The organism is Xanthomonas cannabis, from assembly GCF_040616535.1.
GTDB lineage: Bacteria > Pseudomonadota > Gammaproteobacteria > Xanthomonadales > Xanthomonadaceae > Xanthomonas > Xanthomonas cannabis.
The window spans coordinates 4,443,876-4,461,409 of sequence record NZ_CP136580.1 but is presented as its reverse complement, the minus strand read 5'-3'; the positions used below and the strand labels follow the sequence as shown (position 1 = coordinate 4,461,409).

The following is a 17,534-nucleotide window of genomic DNA, read 5'->3' as shown; positions in this document are numbered from 1 at the left end:
GGAGCCGGGATTCGGGATTCGGGATTCGTTGAAGCGCCGGGATTAGGCATCCGAGATTTGGGATTCGTCACAGCAGCATTTGCGCTAAGACACATCGATTAACGACTTTCAATGAGGTATCAGTTGCCGCCTTTGCGAATCCCTAATCCCGACTCCCCAATCCCCGCCCATGAACATCCTGCTCGCCCTGGCCTCGTTGAGCGGTAACACGCGTGATGTTGCGCGCAGTGTGGCACTGCGCTGCGAAGCGGCCGGGCATGCGGTGACATGGTTGGAAACCGATGTGCAGCGGCTGGACCAGGTGCCGCATGCGCACGAGCAGTACGAGCTGTTTCTGCTGGGAACCTGGACCAGCAACGGCGGCCGTACGCCAGCAGAGATGAAACGTTTCATCGTCGAACTGGTCGACACGCTGGGCAAGCCGCCGCGTGTTGCTGTGTTCGGCACCGGCGAAACGCAGTGGGGCGAAGAGTATTTTTGCGGGGCGGTGCATCGCATCGCGCGCTTCTTCGACAGCCCGTTTCCCCGTTTGACCATCGAACAGATGCCCCACGGCCAGCGTGATGCGCAGGCCATCGCCGCCTGGACCGACGAGGTTCTGGCCCAATGCAAGAACGATCCCAATGCAGACCATTACCGTCACGTCGCCTGAGCACTACACCCAGACCCTGGCCGCGCATCCGCGCGCGCTGGTGGATTTCTACAAGGACAACTGCCCCGGCTGCCGGATGCTGGACATGTCGCTGGACAAGTTCGCCAACAGCGAAGCCGCCAGTGGCGTGGCCTTGCTGAAGGTCAAGCTGGAAGTGGTGGGCGAGGAATTCTTCCGCGACCTGGGCCTGCGCCAGACGCCGACCCTTGCGCTGTACCGCGACGGCAGTGAGGTGGCGCGCCTGCCTGGCTTCCAGTCGCCGGCGCAGGTGGAAACCGCGGTCAGGACCAGCCTCTGAAGCATCGGTAGGTCCGAGCGCCCGCATGCCGTAATGGCGGTGCTCCCCGGAAGAGCGACCAAGTCCGCGCCGGTCGACGCACGCACCAACGTCTCCGTAGGAACGGCCAGGCAGCGATGGCGTGAGTGCTCAACGAGTACGCACCGACGCTTTCGTAGGAGCGGCCCTGGCCGCGAGGGCCTCGCCGATACCACCAAGCAGCGCGCCGTCGGTATCCAGCAGATGGCACGCTTTTGCATCCAGACATGGCCCGCTCAGCCGCACCTGCTCCAGGACGCCGCAGCCCCGTCAGCAAGCACCTCACTACGCTCCCGCGCACGCCGCTGCGTCCAGCGGCCTGCCTTCCAGCGTCGCTGCTGCTGCAATCGCAGCGGCACGCACGGCATCAGCCACCAGCGCTTTCCCAACGGATCATCACCATGTCAGACAGCTCGCAGACCCACCCGCCGATCGAAGCGCGCATGGCCGAGATCGTGTTCCCCAACCACACCAACCACATGGGCACGCTGTTCGGTGGCCAGGCACTGGCGTGGATGGACAAGGCCGCATTCCTGGCGGCCTCGCGCTATGCGCGGCGGGCAGTGGTGACCGCGCGCTCGGACCAGGTGGATTTCAAGTTGCCCATCCGCCAGGGCCAGATGGTGGAAACCATTGCGCGCGTGGTGTCGGTGGGGCGTAGCTCGATCAAGGTGGAAGTGGAACTGATCGCCGAAGACCTGCTCAGCGGCGCACGCGAACTATGCACGCGCGGGCACTTCGTGATGATTGCACTGGATGCCGACGGCAAGCCGACGTCGGTACCGCCGCTGCCGTCGGCCGCCGAATGACCGGGCGACGAGCGGCCGACTAGACGGCTGCGCGGCCTCCTGAGAAGCGCCGGCAATGCCGGAACCGATGAGTGCCGCACGTCCGCTGCGTTTGCACGCAACGTGCGTGCCTCTTCTGGCGACCGCCCGCTCGATCAGTCCACTGCGCTTACTCCTGCACTTCGCGATCCTCGCGCTTGGTCTCTTCCATCGCCTCCGGTTCCAGTTCTTCGGCGCTGCGATTGAGTTTGACGAACACGCCCCAGGCGATCAGCAGCAAGGCCGCGCATGAGCCAACCGCCGCGGCATACGGCAGCTTGGACGGGTCGGCGTGCATCAGCTCGAAGATGGACACCAGCGTCTCGATTGCCAGCGCGATCACGATCACCACGAAGAAACGCGACAGGTAACGCCGTACGCGCGTGGGCCCGCTGACCTTGACGTCGCGCAGGATCTCTTCTTCAAAGATGGTCTGCCCCAGTTCCAGCGTCACCAGCGCCACCGTCAGCAGGCCGACCGCTTCCAGCACGACATTGAAGCGGTCGCGCACCACCATGTCGCCGCCGGGGGTAAAGCCATGCCACAACTCCAGCCCGGCCATGGTCACCAGGCCCGCCGCGCACAGCACGAAGAACGCCAGGATCACGAAGTGACCGGCACGGAACAGGTGGCTGAGCAGTTTCATGGCAGGCGCGACAGGGAAGGGATGCAGAGCATCGTGGGCCTGACGTCGCGGCCGCGCGAAGGCTGCGCCCAATTGGCCGGCCTCATCCGGAGCGCCCTCATCCGGCGCTTCGCGCCACCTTCTCCCGCACGCGGGAGAAGGGAGGGGCTAGGTGCAGGGCTAGGTGCAGGGCTAGGTGCAGCGGGTCAAGTGATGCGTCCACTGCTGCAGTGCTGATGGCCCCTCCCTTCTCCCGCCTGCGGGGGAAGGTGCCCGAAGGGCGGATGGGGGAGGCAGCTCGCAGGCCCAGCACAGTCACCGGCCCTCAACCATCCACCATGCCGGACCACCTGATACGGCTGCAGATGCACATTGGCGGCCATCAGCAGCGGCGCGTTGCGACCGGTTTCGCGCACGCGCCTGAGCATGTCGCCGAATGATGACCGACAGGATTGCGAAGTGGCCAGTACAGGTGGCTGAGCAGTTTCATGACAGGCCGCGCGTGCACAGGCACGAAGGCTGCGCCCAACTGGCCGGCTTCATCCGGAGTGCCCTCATCCGGCGCTTCGCGCCACCTTCTCCCGCGGGCGGGCGAAGGGAGGGGCTGGGCACAGGGGGGCAAGCCATGCGTCCACTGCTGCAGCGCTGATGACCCTTCCCTTCTCCCGCCTGCGGGGGAAGGTGCCCGAAGGGCGGATGGGGGAGACAGCTCACCGGCCCAGCACAGTCACCGGCCCTCAACCATCAACCATGCCGCAACACCTGATACGCCTGCAGATGCACATTGGCGGCCATCAGCAGCGGCGCATTGCGCCCGGTTTCGCGCACGCGCTTGAGCATGTCGCCGACGATCTGCGCCGCTTCCACGTCCTGGCCGGCTTCCAGGTCGCGCAGCATCGAGGCCTTCAAGGGCGAATCGACCTGTAACAGGGTCTGCAGCGCCTTGGCGCGCGCAGCTTCCGGAATCGACTGCCCGGCCGCATCGGCCGCCCACAGGCATTCGTTGTACAGGCCGTTGATCAAGGCGCGTCCATCGTCGGTGGCGACGATCGCCCCGACCGGGGCGCGCATCAGGCAGGTGGCCGCCGCCAGCGCAGTGAGGAAGCTGTACTTGATCCACTGCTCCTGCGCAATCTGCGCGCTGGCCACATGGTCGATACCCGCCTGCGTGCACGCGGCCGCAAACGCCTGCACGCGCGCCGACTCCGCGCTGCCATCGCGCTCGCCGAAGGTCAGCGACGCCGGTTTGCCCAGGTGCAGGATCTCGCCATGCTCGCCCTTGGTGGCGCTGATGAAGCACAGCCCGCCCAGCACCCGCGCCGCGCCGAAGCGTTCGTCCAGCGCCGCGTAATGGCGCAGGCCGTTGAGGATGGGCAATACCGTGGTGTGCTCGCCCACCGCCGGGGCAATCGCTTCGATCGCGCTGTCCAGGTCATAGGCCTTGCAGCTGAGGATCACCAGATCGAACGGTTGCTGCGCCACCAGGGCTGGCAAGCCCTGCGCGGTGACGTGCGCCACCGGCAGATCGGCATCGCCGAGCGGGCTGCGAATGCGCAGGCCTTCAGCCTGCAGCTGCGCCGCGCGCGCATCGCGCACCAGGAAGGTGACATCGACACCGGCCTGGGCCAGGCGCCCGCCGAAATAACCGCCGGTGCCGCCGGCGCCCAGGATGAGAATGCGCATGGCCATCAACTCCGCAACCCCACACCGCGCCGCAGCAGCCACAGCGCCAGCGCGCTGAGCACCGCGACAAAGCCCAGCATCAGCGCGTAGGCGACCCAGATCGGTACGTCCGAGCTGCCGAGCAGGCCGTAGCGGAAGGCGTTGACCATGTAGAAGATCGGGTTGGCGTGGGTGGCCGCTTCGGCCCAGCCGGGCAGCAATTTGACCGAATAGAACACGCCGCCCAGGTAGGTCAGCGGGGTCAGGATGAAGGTGGGCACGATCGCCACGTCATCGAACTTCTTGGCGTAGACCGCGTTGACGAAGCCGGCCAGCGAGAAGATGGTCGCGCCCAGCAGCACCGTGGTCAGCGTCACGATCGGGTGCGGGATGCGCACCGGGGTGAAGAACATCGCGATGATCAGCACGATCGCCCCGACCATCACGCCGCGCAACACCGCGCCGGAGACATAGCCCCACAGGATCACCCAGTTGGGCATCGGGCTGACCAGCAGTTCTTCCACATGACGGCCGAACTTGGCGCCGAAGAAGCTGGAAGAAATGTTGCCGTAGCTGTTCTGGATCACGCTCATCATCACCAGGCCCGGCACGATGAACTGCATGTAGCTGTAGCCGCCCATGTCGCCAACGCGCGAGCCGATCAGCCCGCCGAAGATCAAGAAGTACAGCGTCATGGTGATGGCCGGCGGCACCAGGGTCTGGCCCCAGATGCGCAGGATGCGCTGCACTTCGCGGCGCACGATGGTGCCCAGCGCAATCCAGTTGCGTTGGCGGGGTGTGGCAGGCGTGGCGGACATCGACGGCTCCGAGGGACTCATGGGTGACCTGCCGGGCGCGAGGGCGCCGCTGCGGCAGGGGCCGGAGCGGCGAGGGTCTCGCCGGGCCCGGTCAGGCGAACGAACAATTCTTCCAGCCGGTTGCTCTTGGTGCGCATCGAGCGCACCCGGATGCCGGCATCGCCCAGCGCGGCGAACACGCGGTTGAGGTCCATGGCGCGCGGCATGTCCAGATCCAGCGTATGGCCGTCGATGGCGGTGAGCGTGGTGCCTTCGATCGCCGGCAGCTGCGCGGGCAGGTCACCGTCGATATCGAACAGGAAGCCTTCCACGTCGAGCTTGGCCAGCAGTTCGCGCATCGGCCCCTGGGTGACGATCTGGCCGTGGTTGATGATGGCCAGGTTGCGGCACAGGTGCTCGGCTTCTTCCAGGTAATGCGTGGTCAGGATGATCGTGGTGCCGGCCGCGTTGATGTCCTTGAGCACGCGCCACATGTCGCGGCGGATCTCGATGTCCACACCGGCCGTGGGCTCATCCAGGATCAGCAGGCGCGGTTGGGTCATCATGGCGCGGGCGATCATCAGCCGGCGCTTCATGCCGCCGGAGAGCGTGCGGCTCATCACCTGGGCCTTTTCCCACAGGTGCGCGCGGCGCAGTTCCACTTCGGCCAGCGCCTCGGCCTCGCTGCGCGGCATGCCGTAGAAACCGGCATAATTGACCAGGATGTCGAAGGGTTTTTCGAACAGGTTGAAGTTGATTTCCTGCGGCACCAGGCCGATCAGCCGCATCGCTTCGCTGCGATGGGCGACCAAGTCGGTGCCGAACACTTCCACCTGCCCGCCGGACAGGTTCACCAGCGAGCTGATGATGCCGATCAGGGTGGATTTACCGGCGCCGTTGGGGCCGAGCAGGGCGAAGAAATCGCCCGGTGCCACGTCCAGCGACACGCCCTTGAGCGCCTGGGTGCCGTTGTCGTAGGTCTTGCGCAGATCGCACACGCGCAGGGCGGGCGCATTGGAAGATGGGGAATTCAAGCCGGGTCCTTCGCGCCAGGGTGACGGCGCAGCGAGTTGCAGCCCGTTATTATAGAAGCCCGCGGGGGATCGCCCCGATCACAGACTGTCCCAAATACGTTCGTGCCCGTTCAATTCCCCCTCAAGCTTGTCGACCGGCGCATGATTGCGCCCACCGTGGCCCACTGCCAGTTTCTGCGTGACGACGGGCAGCCGCTGGATTTCCAGCCCGGGCAGTTCATCCAGATCCACTTCGACAACGTCGACGGCACCGCAACCAAGCGCAGCTATTCGCTGGCGACCATCCACGACCATGCGCTGGGACCGGGCGAGGCGGTGGATATCGCGGTGAGCTTCGTGCCGGGCGGCTCGGCCACGGCGCTGTTCGAAGGCCTGCAGATCGGCGACCAGCTGCAGGCCAGCGGCCCGTATGGGCGTCTCTGCCTGCAGCCGGGCGACCACAACCAGCGCTATGTGCTGATCGCCACCGGCACCGGCGTCACCCCGTACCGTTCGATGCTGCCGTTATTGGCCGAGGCGATGGCCACCCGCGGCGTGCAGGTGGTGCTGCTGCAGGGCGCACGCACGCCGGCCGAGCTGCTGTACGGCGACGATTTCCGTGCGTTCGCCGATGCGCATCCGCAGTTCCGCTACATGCCGTGCTTCTCGCGCGAGTTGCCCGCCCAGCCGCATGCCGATGTGCGACATGGCTATGTGCAGCAGCATCTGGCCGAAGTCGCCCCTGATGCGCAGACCGATATTGCCTATCTGTGCGGCAACCCGGACATGGTGGACAGCTGCGCCGAGGCCCTCAAGACCGCCGGCCTGCCGAATGCGCAGATCCGTCGCGAAAAGTACGTCAGCTCCACGCCGCCGAAAACCTGAGCACAGGCGTCAGCTTCCACGCACTGGCGCTGTCGCCTGGCGTGGTGACTGGCGCCTGTCCCGCGCCACCCGGAAGTTCTGTGGCCTTATGACGAAGCAACGAGCTGCGCCGGGCGCCGCAACTCGACGGTGACGTGCACCAGCTCCTGGTGCACCCGCAGCGCCGTGCGCACCTGGTCTGCATCGATCGGTGCCGCCGTCACCAGGCTCAGCATGCAGGCGTAGCGCTCGCTGCCGACGCGCCAGACATGCAGGTCAGTGATGTCGATGGCATGCGGCAGTTCGGCGATGACCTGCTTCACTTCCGCCACCACCGGCGCGTCCATTTCCGCGTCCAGCAGCACCCGGCCGGTACTGCGCAGCAGGCCCCACGCCCAGACAGTCACCAACACCGCGCCGACGATGCCCATGATGGGGTCCAGCCACCTGACGCCCCACTGCATGCCGGCCACCAGGGCCACGATGGCCAGCACCGATGTGGCCGCATCGGCCACCACGTGCAGATAGGCTGCACGCAGGTTCAGATCGGCATGGCCTTCATGGCGATGACCATGACCATGGTGTGCGTGCTCATGCCCGTGACCATGATCATGCCCATGGGCGTGGCCATGCGAATCGCGCAACCACCAGGCGCAGACCAGATTGACCAGCAGGCCGATCACCGCGATGACGGTGGCTTCCTGGTAGTGGATGGGCTGGGGCGAGAACAGCCGCTCCACCGACTGGAAGGCCATCAGGCCGGCCACGCCCAGCAGCAGCATCGCGCTGCTGTAGCCGCCCAGCACCTCGACCTTCCAGGTGCCGAAGGTGAAGCGCGCACTGCCGGCATGGCGGCGCGCGAACCGGTAGGCAAACAATGCCAGGCCCAGCGCAAGCGCATGCGAGCTCATATGCCAGCCATCGGCGAGCAGGGCCATCGAATTGAGCGTCCAACCGCCCACGATCTCCACCACCATCATGATCACGGTCAGGATCACCGCCTTGCGGGTGCTGCGCTCGGCGAGCGGGTTGCCACTGGCAAAGGTGTGCGACTGTGCGCAATGCGGCGCGGCGTGCGTGATCGACATCGGCGGTGGCTCTGGCTACGATACCCCCGCAGGGTATCTCAGATACCCCCATGGGGTATAGTCAGTGGCACATCTGAATCACGACAAATCCAAGCTGCTCGCGCGCGTGCGCAGGATCCGCGGGCAGGTGGAAGGGCTGGAAAAAGCCCTGGCGCAGGACGTGGAGTGCACCGCGTTGCTGACCCAGGTGGCCGCGTTCCGCGGCGCGGCGCAGGGCTTGATGGTCGAGCTGCTCAGTGAGCACCTGAAGCATCACGTGGCTGCGCCGGACGCACCGGGCGACCGCGAACAGGCCGTCGACGACGTCGCAGCCATCCTCAAGACCTATCTGAAGTGATTGTTTGAGGTGGTCAGGGTGCAGTGACCCTGTGGCGCCGGGCGTGTCGGCCGCGGCGCTATGTCCAATCGCAACGCATCACCGCGCAGCTGCGGTGGACACATTGCGTGCGGTTGCCGGTCGCCGCTGTGCCTGATGCTCAGCGCGGTTCCAACGTCACCAGCACTATGTCGTTGCTGCGCATCGGTACGCTGACGTCCAGCACGCCATCGGCCCCCACGCGCACGGGCTTGTCCTGTTCGGGCACATCGCGCGTGGCCTGCTGCAGCTGGGTCAGCTGCTTGGCGTTCAACGCCTTGGGCAGGCCCATGTCGATGTACAGCGACAGCGGATCGTTGCGCCGGTAGCCGGTCTTGCGCACCTGCAGCTGGTACGTGCCGGCAGGCACATGCGTCACGCGCAGGCGCAGCGGTGCGCTGTCGGTGGCTGGCACCTGCTTGGTATAAAACGGCGTATTGCTCACCGCCTGCACCGGCTGCTGCCAATCCCACACCAACGCAGCGAGACGCTTGCCGTCCACCGCGGCCAATGCATGTGCATCGGCGAGCGGAATCTCGCGGCCCTTGAGCGCATTCAAGTATTTGTAAGCGAACCAGGCCGGCTTGCGGATGCCTTCACGATTCATCAGCCCAAACCCACCATGAAACGGCGTGGGCGGCGGGCCGGGTTCTTCGAACAGATCGGTATAGGTCCAGTAGCTCATGCCCTGCACCAGGCCCTTGACCTGCTTGAGCTTGGTCAGGATGTAGGGCGCGTTGATGTAGCTGTCGTGCACGTAATCGCGTGGCGTGTAGCTGCTGCTCCACTCGGTGAAATACAGCGGCAAGTCGGGATATGGCGATGCCTTGATCTGTGCGTGGACGCGGCGCACATCGCCAACGATGGCGTCCGGGGATGCAGACAGTTTGACGTCCTGCTTGCCGTCTTCATCCAGAAAGCCGCCGTCCACGCCGTAGGTATGCGTGGTCACGAAATCGATCGGCAGCTTGTTTTTCGCCACGAAGGCCAACAGCTCCGGCACCCAGTCCGCACCGGCGGTGGACGGGCCGCCGACGCGCAGCTGCGGGTCGATCGCCTTGATGGTGCGCGCGGTGTTGGCATACAGGTCGAAATAGGCCTGCTGATCGGCGTTTTCCCAGAAATCCTTGAGGTTGGGTTCGTTCCACACCTCGAAGTACCACTGGCGCACTTCATCGGCACCGTAGCGTGCACGGATGTGGCGCACATACGCATCGATCAACTGCGTCCACTTGGCGGGGTCCGGATGCGAGGTATTGCCCTTCCAGTAGAACAACGTCTGCTCGGAGGTCTTCATCGCGCTCGGGGTGAAGCCCAGTTCGACGAACGGGCGGATGCGTTTGGCCAGCAGCGCGTCGTAGAGCTGGTCCAGCTTGGTCCAGTCGTAGACGAGCTTGCCGTCGACCTCCTTCACCGTGCCGAGCGCATCGTGGAAGACATCGTGGAAGCGGATGTAGCGAAACCCCAGCTCCTGCACCGCGGGCACCAGATGCGCCTGGGTATCGGGGCGGATCAGGGTGCCGGGGAAATCCGAGCCGACCGACAGGTCATAGAAACGATCCATCGGCGCGCCGGCCGTGGCCAAGTCCAGCTGGATCGTGCGCGGCGCGTTGCCCTGCGCCAGTGCAGAGGTCGCCACGCAGCCCAGGATCGCCACCAACAAAACAGGTAACCGCATCGTCGCTTCCGTTGAAGGTTGGGCATGCAGCCTAACGCAGGTGGGGCGTTGCACTGCAGTTGCGCGCCACACGTTCCCGTGAGCAGCGGCCGCGGGACGGATGCGCCCGGTTTAGGGTGTAAAGGGTGCTTGACAGGCGAACCCGGCAGGCGCATCGTGCCTGTCAAGCGTACTTGACAGGGTGAACCGGATGCAGCGGCGGCACGCGCACATGGAATGTTTGCAACACCACGCGTTGCCGGCACTGGCTCGGACGGCTGCTGGCATGCGCGCGTGCGATGGCCTGCCGTGGCGGGCGACGATGGTGCAGAGGCCATGCGCATGACACGTTGCAAACGCACTGCGCTGCTCGTGTTCTGCATGGGACTGGCCCTGCTCGGCGTCGGGCTGCTTGGTCTGTGGCAGGTGTTGCCGTTGAGCAGTTACCTTGCCGGGCTCAGCGCCGGCATCGGTGGATCGTGCATCCTGCTGTCCTTGCCGCTGTGGCTGGCACGCGGCGATATGCGCGACAGCACCCGCCCGGTGTTGGCGCGCCGCTATCGTCGCGAATTCGGCGTGCCGATGGCGTTGTACGTGGTGGTGATGCTGTTCTGGCGCTATCTGCTTGCACAGGTGAATCCGGACTGGGCGCGGGTGCTGATCGCCTTGCTGCCGGCGGTGCTGGTCATGCTGGTGATCCGCGCGGTGGCGCGTTACGTGCGTGATTCGGACGAGATGCAACGTCGTATCGAGCTGGAAGCGATCGCCATTGCCGCCGGCCTGGTCAGCGGTGCGTACATGACCGCCGGGTTTTTGCAGGCCGCCCGGCTGATCGACGTGCCCGCGAGCGCGGCGATGCTATGGGTGTTCCCGCTGCTATGCGCGGTCTACGGCATCACCAAGGGCATCCATGCGCGTCGTTTTGCATGATTAGCCGCGTACGCGAATTGCGCGAGGCCAATGGCTGGTCACAAGGGGAACTGGGCGAGCGGTTGGGCGTGTCGCGGCAAACGATCAATGCGCTGGAAACCGGCAAGTACGATCCCAGCCTGCCGTTGGCGTTTCGGATTGCACGGTTGTTCGGGGAATCGATCGAGCACGTCTTTCTTTACGAAGACGGGCAGTAGTTGCTGCGGTCACGCATGAGCGCATGCAACGTCAGGGGACAGGGACTACCAGGAGATAGGGTGAGTATGGTCAAGCAATCCACAGTGGTGGCGGCAGCGCTGATCGCGATGCTCGCGAGCGGCTGTCAGCGCGCACACGCGCCTGCCGACGGGAAGACCGGTGCAGTGGCGCCGGGCACCGCGCAGCCTCACGCCGAAAGCACGCAGACAGGCAATGCGGCGGGCAATCGGTATGGCAGCCTGCAGTTCGCACCGTGCACGCTGAGCTCCGGCAGCGCCGCCGGCAATATCGAAGCGCAGTGCGCAAGCCTGCGCGTGCCGGAAAATCCGGCCGCGCCGAGCGGGCGCAGCATCGCCTTGAAGATCGCCTGGCTGGAAAGCGATGCTGGCGCCGGCAGCGCGGCGGACCCGGTGTTCTTCATTGCCGGCGGGCCCGGGCAGTCGGCCACGCAGGTGGCGGCGATCGTGGACATGGGCCTGCGTGAGGTGCGCAAGCAGCGCGACCTCTTTCTGGTCGACCAGCGCGGTACCGGTGGCTCCCACCCGCTGCAATGTCGCACGGCCGCCGGCACGCCGTTGGAGATGCCAGGCGGTGCAGCAGCCAGCGTGACCCAGCTCACCGACTACGCGCGGCAGTGCGCGGCCGGCCTGCGCAACGATGCCGATCCGCGCTACTTCACCACCACCGAGGCCGTTGCCGACCTGGATGCGGTGCGCGCCGCCCTGGGCGTGCAGCAGCTCAACCTGGTTGGGGGTTCGTATGGCACGCGCGTGGCGCAGCAGTATGCGATGCGCTACCCGCAGCACACCCGCAGCGTGGTGCTCGATGGTGTGGCGCCCAACGATCTGGTGATTGGCGGCGAGTTTGCACGCACCTTCGAAGATGCGATTGCGCTGCAGGCCAGGCAATGCGCCTCCACGCCGGCCTGTGCGAAACGTTTTACGGTCGACACGCGCACCCAGCTGCGGCAGGTGGTCGAGCGCCTGCGCCAGGCGCCGGTGGCGGTGGACTATCGCGACCCGCGCACTGGCGCGCTACGCCACGAACAGGTGACCGCCGATACGGTGGTGGGGCTGGCGTTCGGGTTTTCGTACGCACCGGAAACCGCCTCGTTGCTACCGTTGGTGCTGGACGAGGCGGCGGCAGGCCGTTACGCCTCGCTGATGGCGCTGGCGCAGATGAGTGCGTCGGACATGTCCGACCAGATGAATCGCCCGATGCAATGGTCGGTGTTGTGCAGCGAAGATGCCGGCCGCTATCGTGCGCCGCGTGACCAGGACGCCACCTTGCTGGGTAACGACGTGGCAGAGATGTTCTTCGCGCCGTGCAAGGTGTGGCCATCGAAGCCGGCGCCGGCCGGGGCCTTCAAGCCGTTCGAATCGACGCTGCCGGTGCTGCTGCTGTCCGGCGAGCTCGATCCGGTCACGCCGCCGCGCTACGCCCAGCGCGTGCTGCAAGGCCTGCCCAATGGCCGCCATGTGATCGCGCCAGGGCAGGGGCATGGCGTGTTCCGGTTGGGGTGCATGCCCAAGGTGCTGAGCCAGTTCCTGCAGACCACCGACGCCAAGGCGCTGGATACCACCTGCGTGGCCAGCCTCACCACCGTGCCTGCGTTCACCTCGTTCAACGGATGGGAACCATGAGCCGCATCGACCACGCCACGGAGGCGCACGCATGATCGTCGTCGAGAACCTGCATAAATCCTTCAAGACCAAGACCGGGCTGGTGAGCGCGGTGGACGGGGTCAGCTTCAGCGCCGCCGATGGGCAGATCACCGGCCTGCTCGGGCCCAACGGTGCCGGCAAGACCACCACCTTGCGCATGCTCTACACGCTGATGTCGCCGGACCAGGGCCGCGTCACCGTCGATGGCGTGGACGCCGCGCACGACCCGGTTGCGGTGCGCCGTGCGCTCGGTGTGCTGCCGGATGCGCGTGGCGTGTACAAACGGCTGAGCGCCCGCGAAAACATCGCCTATTTCGGCGAGTTGCATGGCCTGTCGCGCACGCAGATCGCGCAGCGTACGCAGGTGTTGTCCGCCGCGCTGGACATGGACGACATTCTCGACCGCCAGACCGAAGGCTTCAGTCAGGGTCAACGCACCAAGACCGCCATTGCACGCGCGCTGGTGCACGACCCGCGCAACGTGATCCTGGACGAACCCACCAACGGCCTGGACGTGATGACCACCCGCGCCATGCGCGGCTTCCTGCAGCAGCTGCGTGCAGAAGGGCACTGCGTGATCTTCTCCAGCCACATCATGCAGGAGGTGGCGGCGCTGTGCGATCGCATCGTCATCATCGCCAAGGGCACGGTAGTGGCCTGCGGCAGCGCCGACGAACTGCGCGCTGCCACCGGTGAAAGCAACCTGGAAGATGCCTTCGTCAAGGCGATCGGCTCGGAAGAAGGACTGCACGCATGAGCAAGACCACCCTGATGGCCACGCTGTGGACGGTGCTGCGCAAGGAACTGCGCGACATCTCGCGCGACCGCCGCACCCTGGCACTGGCATTGCTGCTCTCGCCCCTGCTGTATCCCATCCTGATTCTCGGCATGGGCGCCTTGAGCGAAAGCCGCGTGCGCACCCAGATCGACAAGCCGCTGGACATCCCCACGCTCGGTCGCGAACACGCCCCCAACCTGGTGCGGTTTCTCGCCGCGCAGGGGCTCAACGCGGTGGATGCACCTGCAGACCTGACTGCCGCCATCCGCAACCAGGATGTGGACGTCGCCCTGCGCATCAGCGACAGCTACGCCGAGAACTGGCGCGAAGGCCGTCCGGCGTTGGTGGAGGTCATCAAGGACAGCACGCGCCGCGAAGCCGACGTGCCGAGCATGCGCCTGCAGGCGGCATTGAGTGGTTATAGCCAGCAGGTGGGTGCACTGCGGTTGCTGGCGCGCGGTATCGATGCGCAGGTGGGCCGTCCGCTGGAAGTGGCCGCACAGGACCTGGCGACCGCCGAAGCCAAGCGTGGTCAGGTCATGGCGATGCTGCTGCCGGTCTTGCTGGTGATCACCTCGTTTCTGGGCGGCGCCTCGTTGATCCTGGATGCCACGGCCGGCGAGCGCGAACGCCAATCGCTTGAGCCGTTGCTGGCCACGCCCGCGCCACGCAGCGCGATCGTCAGCGGCAAGATCGCGGCGGCCTGCGTGATCGGCATGGTGTCGTTGTTGCTCACCTTGCTGGCCTTCAAGCTCAGTGCGCAATTGTCCTCGTCCAATCTGGGACGCCAGCTCAACGTGGGCTTCGTGCCGATGTTGCAGATGCTCTTCATCCTGGTGCCGATGTTGTTTGTGGGCACCTCGTTGCTGACGTATCTGGCGGCGGCCGCCAAGAGCATGAAGGAAGCGCAGGCCCACATGACCTGGCTATTGCTGCTGCCGATGCTGCCGGGTTATGCGTTGATGGCGTATCCGTTGAAGACCCAGCTATGGCAGTTTGCGGTGCCGTTTCTGGCGCAGAACCAGATGCTGCTCAAGGTGATCCGCCACGAGACCATCAACGCGCAGACCTGGGCGGTGTATCTGCTGGCCGGTTTCGGGGTGGCGGCAGTGCTGTGGTACGCAGCAGTCCGCCGGTATCACCAGGAGCGGTTGGCGATTTCTGGGTGATGTGCCTTCTCCCGTCGGGAAAAGGTGCCCGAAGGGCGGATGAGGGTACGGGCTCGCGTGCAGGTTCAGCAGCACTTGCAACCACCGCTGCTCCTAGGTGCACAACCATCTAAACGTGTCGGCGCACCAGCCTCCACAACGCATCACCGCCACAACGCAAAAGCCCGCATCGCTGCAGGCTTTTGCGTTTCCTATGTCATCGCCGATCCGGCCATCAACCGCCCGGGTTGAACGACAGCGTGCGGCGGGTGGTCACCGGTGCGGCCACCGGCTCGAACCGCCAGCGCTTGACCGCATTGAGCGCTTCGCGGTCGAACACGCGCGGCGGGTTGGCACGCAGCACGCGCGAGGCGGTGATCGAGCCGTCGGTGCCGACGGTGATCTCCACCAGCACTTCGCCGGAGGTGCCGGCGCGCAGGGCCTCGGGTGGGTAGCGCGGTGCCGGGGTGCTGATCGGACGCAGCGACTGCGCGGCCGGTGCGGCGGCCGCGGCGGCTGCCGGGGCCGGACGTGGCGCCGCCGGTGCGGGTGCCGGGGCCTCGGCCTGACGGCGCGCAGCGGCCTGGCGCTCGGCGTCGGCGGTCTGCTGGCGGGCGGCTTCCTGCTGGGCGGCAATCTGCTGGGCAGCGGCGGCCTCGCGGGTCTGCTGTTCGGCCAGACGCTTCTGCTCGGCGGCCTGCTTGGCCTTGTCCTCGACCAGCTTCTTGGCCTGCTCGGCATCCTGCTCGGAGCGGTTGGCGGCGGTCTTCATGGCCGTGTCCAGGCCGCTCTTCAGGCGCGGCAGTGCCGGGGCCTTGGGGTCGACCTTTTCGATCAGTGCGATCAGCCGCTGCGCCTCGGGGAATTCCTCGCGGCTGATGCCTTGTTCGGCGGCGATCAGCGTGTAGGGCAGCAGGTCGGTCAGCGCGCTGTTGACGGTGGCGTCCTGCGGCTGCTTTTCGCGCAAGGCCAGGTAGTACTCCACCGCGTTGTCGCCGGCCGGCGCGTACATGCGGTTGTCCTGCAGCGCCTTGGTGGCCGATGCGCGCAACTGGTCGGCGGCCATCGACTGCACCTGCGGCGAGACCGCGGTGGCCGGCGTTGCTGCCGCAGCCGGTGCGGCCGGCGTGGCGCCGGTGGCTGGCGCGGTGGTGGCGGCCTTGTCTTCCTGCTTGGAGCAGGCGGCCAGGCCCACCAGCAAAATGACCGGCGCGATCCGGCGTGCCATACGGCCCTGTGTCAGATCCAACATGCGTCCCCCTTACCCCGAGTGCGAAAGATTACGTTGCTGCGGCGAGCGCCGGCCATTGTTCCCGCAATGGACGGCAGTGCCGCAATCTAGCATTGCTGGGGCGTTGGAAGCCAAGGGTTGCAGCGCCAGGAGGCGAAATTCATCCCGCCGGGGCCGCCATGGCGGCTACATCGGCCGGTGTGCATGCGGCAGGGTCGGGCAGCGGGACGGCCGGGCAGTGGTGACGCAGGAACTGTGCATGCGGCGGCAGGCTGGCCACGGTGGCGTCCACGCGCTGGCGGATGCTCTCCAGAAAGTGGCTCAGCTCCGCATCGCCCATCAGGTCGGCTACCGGGTGATGCTGCTGCGGCACGATGCCCTGGCCCAGCATCACCTGCACCCAGGAATTTTCTGCAAACAACTCGTTGCCCTGGTGGAACACGCGCCCGCTCTGGCGGAACAGCTCCACCCGGTGACGCAGCGAGTCGGGGATGTCCATCGCGGCGCAGTCGCGCCAGAACGGCGTATCGCGGCGCTCGGTGGCGTGGTAATGCAGGATCACGAAATCGCGGATGTGCGCAATTTCGTCGGCGGCCTGGCGGTTGTATTCGGCGATGTCCACCGCGTTGATGACCTGCGGAAAGGTCTGCAACAAGCGGACGATGCCGCGCTGGATCAGATGGATGTTGGTCGACTCGATCGGCTCCAGGAAGCCGCTGGCCAGCCCCAGCGCCACGCAGTTCTTCTCCCACACGCGCTGGCGCTGGTTGGGCGTGAAGCGCAGTGCGCGCGGCTCTGTCAGCGCGCGTCCCTGCAGGTTGCGCTCCAGCACGGCCCGGGCGCTGTCCTGGTCGGTGTAGCGGCTGGAATACACGATGCCGTTGCCCACCCGGTGCTGCAGCGGAATGCGCCACATCCACCCGGCCTGGTCGGCCCGCGCCCGCGTATAGGTCACCGGCGGGCCCACCGATTCGGTCTGCACGGCCAGCGCGCTGTCGGCAAACAACCAGCGCGACCAGTCGTCGCTGTCCACACCCAGGGTCTTGCCGATCAGCAATGCCGCAAAGCCGGTGCAATCGATGAACAGGTCGCCTTCCACGCGGCTGCCGTTGTCCAGTGTCAGCGCGGTGAGGAAACCGCTGTGCGGGTCGGTCTCGACCTGGCCGATGCGTCCTTCGATGCGCTGCACCCCGAAGCCTTCGCTGAAGCGACGCAGGAAGCGCGCGTACAGACCGGCATCCAGGTGGTAGGCGTAGTTCATGCCGCCGTTGGGCAGATGCGCGAACCGCCCTTCCTGGGTGGCGCGCAATTCCAGGCAGTAGTCGCCGAAGTCGCGCGCCACGCCACGCTGGCGGCCCTTCAACCAGAAATGATGAAAGCCCGCGCTCCAGTGATCGGTGCCGGTATGGCCGAAGGAGTGGATATAGTGCCTGTCCACGTCGCGCCAATGTTCGAAGGCGATGCCGAGCTTGAAGGTGGCCTGGGTGGCGGCCATGAACGCGGCCTCGTCGATCTCCAGCAGCCGGTGGAAGGTGACCAGGCTGGGGATGGTGGCCTCGCCCACGCCTACCGTGCCGATCTCGTCCGATTCCACCAGGGTGATCTGCAACTGCCGGCCCAGCAGCTTGGACAACGCGGCGGCGGCCATCCAGCCGGCGGTGCCGCCACCGGCGATGACGACGCGACGCACCGGGCGCTGCGCCGCGTCTGGGGAAGTGGTGTGGGCCAT

18 protein-coding genes and 1 pseudogene are annotated in these 17,534 nt (G+C 66.1%); 10 read left to right on the top strand and 9 right to left on the bottom strand.

What is annotated here, in order from left to right:
• Nucleotides 1-169 precede the first annotated feature (169 nt).
• The 3 genes from RZV17_RS18975 to RZV17_RS18965 all read left to right on the top strand — a co-directional run bounded on the left by RZV17_RS18975 (nucleotide 170) and on the right by RZV17_RS18965 (nucleotide 1,777).
• Nucleotides 170-652, top strand: a complete 483-nt coding sequence (locus RZV17_RS18975; RefSeq protein ID WP_184441369.1) for a flavodoxin — start codon at nucleotides 170-172, stop codon at nucleotides 650-652.
• A complete protein-coding gene (locus RZV17_RS18970; protein WP_039406398.1) occupies nucleotides 624-950 on the top strand; it encodes a thioredoxin family protein in 327 nt (108 codons plus the stop codon). Before RZV17_RS18975 ends, RZV17_RS18970 begins: the two co-directional genes overlap by 29 nt.
• A 419-nt stretch (nucleotides 951-1,369) precedes the next feature.
• Nucleotides 1,370-1,777, top strand: coding sequence for an acyl-CoA thioesterase (locus RZV17_RS18965; protein ID WP_039406396.1), 408 nt, complete (start codon nucleotides 1,370-1,372; stop codon nucleotides 1,775-1,777).
• A gap of 148 nt (nucleotides 1,778-1,925) precedes the next feature.
• Here the strand turns inward: RZV17_RS18965 and RZV17_RS18960 are convergent, their stop codons facing one another.
• The 5 genes and pseudogenes from RZV17_RS18960 to RZV17_RS18940 all read right to left on the bottom strand — a co-directional run bounded on the left by RZV17_RS18960 (nucleotide 1,926) and on the right by RZV17_RS18940 (nucleotide 5,913).
• Entirely contained in the window at nucleotides 1,926-2,441 is a 516-nt protein-coding gene (locus tag RZV17_RS18960) for a hypothetical protein (RefSeq protein ID WP_047697941.1), read from the bottom strand.
• Nucleotides 2,442-2,758: 317 nt separating this feature from the next.
• A pseudogene (locus RZV17_RS18955) lies at nucleotides 2,759-2,854 on the bottom strand (oxidoreductase); the annotation flags it as partial.
• Nucleotides 2,855-3,164: 310 nt separating this feature from the next.
• Nucleotides 3,165-4,109, bottom strand: a complete 945-nt coding sequence (panE, locus tag RZV17_RS18950) for a 2-dehydropantoate 2-reductase (protein WP_355605701.1) — start codon at nucleotides 4,107-4,109, stop codon at nucleotides 3,165-3,167.
• Nucleotides 4,109-4,921, bottom strand: coding sequence for an ABC transporter permease (locus tag RZV17_RS18945; protein ID WP_029221828.1), 813 nt, complete (start codon nucleotides 4,919-4,921; stop codon nucleotides 4,109-4,111). The genes panE and RZV17_RS18945 overlap by 1 nt, the downstream gene beginning before the upstream one ends.
• Entirely contained in the window at nucleotides 4,918-5,913 is a 996-nt protein-coding gene (locus tag RZV17_RS18940; protein ID WP_039406390.1) for an ABC transporter ATP-binding protein, read from the bottom strand. The genes RZV17_RS18945 and RZV17_RS18940 overlap by 4 nt, the downstream gene beginning before the upstream one ends.
• Nucleotides 5,914-5,949: 36 nt before the next feature.
• Between RZV17_RS18940 and RZV17_RS18935 the strand changes: the two genes are divergently transcribed.
• Nucleotides 5,950-6,777 (top strand): ferredoxin--NADP reductase, encoded by an 828-nt coding sequence (locus tag RZV17_RS18935; RefSeq protein ID WP_355605697.1) that lies wholly within the window; start codon nucleotides 5,950-5,952, stop codon nucleotides 6,775-6,777.
• An 86-nt stretch (nucleotides 6,778-6,863) separates the two neighbouring features.
• Here RZV17_RS18935 and dmeF read toward each other — a convergent pair whose 3' ends face one another.
• On the bottom strand, nucleotides 6,864-7,844 hold the full coding sequence (gene dmeF / locus RZV17_RS18930; protein WP_355605694.1) for a CDF family Co(II)/Ni(II) efflux transporter DmeF: 981 nt from the start codon (nucleotides 7,842-7,844) through the stop codon (nucleotides 6,864-6,866).
• 64 nt (nucleotides 7,845-7,908) lie between these two features.
• Between dmeF and RZV17_RS18925 the strand changes: the two genes are divergently transcribed.
• A complete protein-coding gene (locus RZV17_RS18925) occupies nucleotides 7,909-8,181 on the top strand; it encodes a metal/formaldehyde-sensitive transcriptional repressor (protein WP_166752577.1) in 273 nt (90 codons plus the stop codon).
• Nucleotides 8,182-8,320: 139 nt separating this feature from the next.
• Here RZV17_RS18925 and RZV17_RS18920 read toward each other — a convergent pair whose 3' ends face one another.
• Entirely contained in the window at nucleotides 8,321-9,877 is a 1,557-nt protein-coding gene (locus tag RZV17_RS18920) for a beta-xylosidase (RefSeq protein ID WP_355605689.1), read from the bottom strand.
• 321 nt (nucleotides 9,878-10,198) lie between these two features.
• Between RZV17_RS18920 and RZV17_RS18915 the strand changes: the two genes are divergently transcribed.
• From RZV17_RS18915 to RZV17_RS18895, 5 genes are read left to right on the top strand one after another with little or no spacing between them, the layout of a single operon-like run.
• Nucleotides 10,199-10,786 (top strand): hypothetical protein, encoded by a 588-nt coding sequence (locus tag RZV17_RS18915; protein WP_179456512.1) that lies wholly within the window; start codon nucleotides 10,199-10,201, stop codon nucleotides 10,784-10,786.
• Nucleotides 10,783-10,983 carry a helix-turn-helix transcriptional regulator gene (locus RZV17_RS18910; RefSeq protein WP_039406380.1) on the top strand — a complete coding sequence of 67 codons (201 nt, stop codon included), beginning with the start codon at nucleotides 10,783-10,785 and terminating at the stop codon, nucleotides 10,981-10,983. The genes RZV17_RS18915 and RZV17_RS18910 overlap by 4 nt, the downstream gene beginning before the upstream one ends.
• Nucleotides 10,984-11,043: 60 nt before the next feature.
• Nucleotides 11,044-12,627 (top strand): alpha/beta hydrolase, encoded by a 1,584-nt coding sequence (locus tag RZV17_RS18905; protein ID WP_355605685.1) that lies wholly within the window; start codon nucleotides 11,044-11,046, stop codon nucleotides 12,625-12,627.
• Between the two features lie 31 nt (nucleotides 12,628-12,658).
• Nucleotides 12,659-13,405, top strand: a complete 747-nt coding sequence (locus RZV17_RS18900; protein ID WP_355605682.1) for an ATP-binding cassette domain-containing protein — start codon at nucleotides 12,659-12,661, stop codon at nucleotides 13,403-13,405.
• Nucleotides 13,402-14,595 (top strand): ABC transporter permease, encoded by a 1,194-nt coding sequence (locus tag RZV17_RS18895; protein ID WP_355605679.1) that lies wholly within the window; start codon nucleotides 13,402-13,404, stop codon nucleotides 14,593-14,595. Before RZV17_RS18900 ends, RZV17_RS18895 begins: the two co-directional genes overlap by 4 nt.
• 214 nt (nucleotides 14,596-14,809) lie before the next feature.
• Here RZV17_RS18895 and RZV17_RS18890 read toward each other — a convergent pair whose 3' ends face one another.
• Both RZV17_RS18890 and RZV17_RS18885 read right to left on the bottom strand, forming a co-directional pair.
• The gene (locus RZV17_RS18890) at nucleotides 14,810-15,826 is read right to left on the bottom strand and encodes an energy transducer TonB (RefSeq protein ID WP_104581233.1); all 1,017 of its coding nucleotides are present in this window, start codon (nucleotides 15,824-15,826) and stop codon (nucleotides 14,810-14,812) included.
• Nucleotides 15,827-15,965: 139 nt separating this feature from the next.
• On the bottom strand, nucleotides 15,966-17,534 hold the full coding sequence (locus RZV17_RS18885; RefSeq protein ID WP_355605675.1) for a tryptophan halogenase family protein: 1,569 nt from the start codon (nucleotides 17,532-17,534) through the stop codon (nucleotides 15,966-15,968).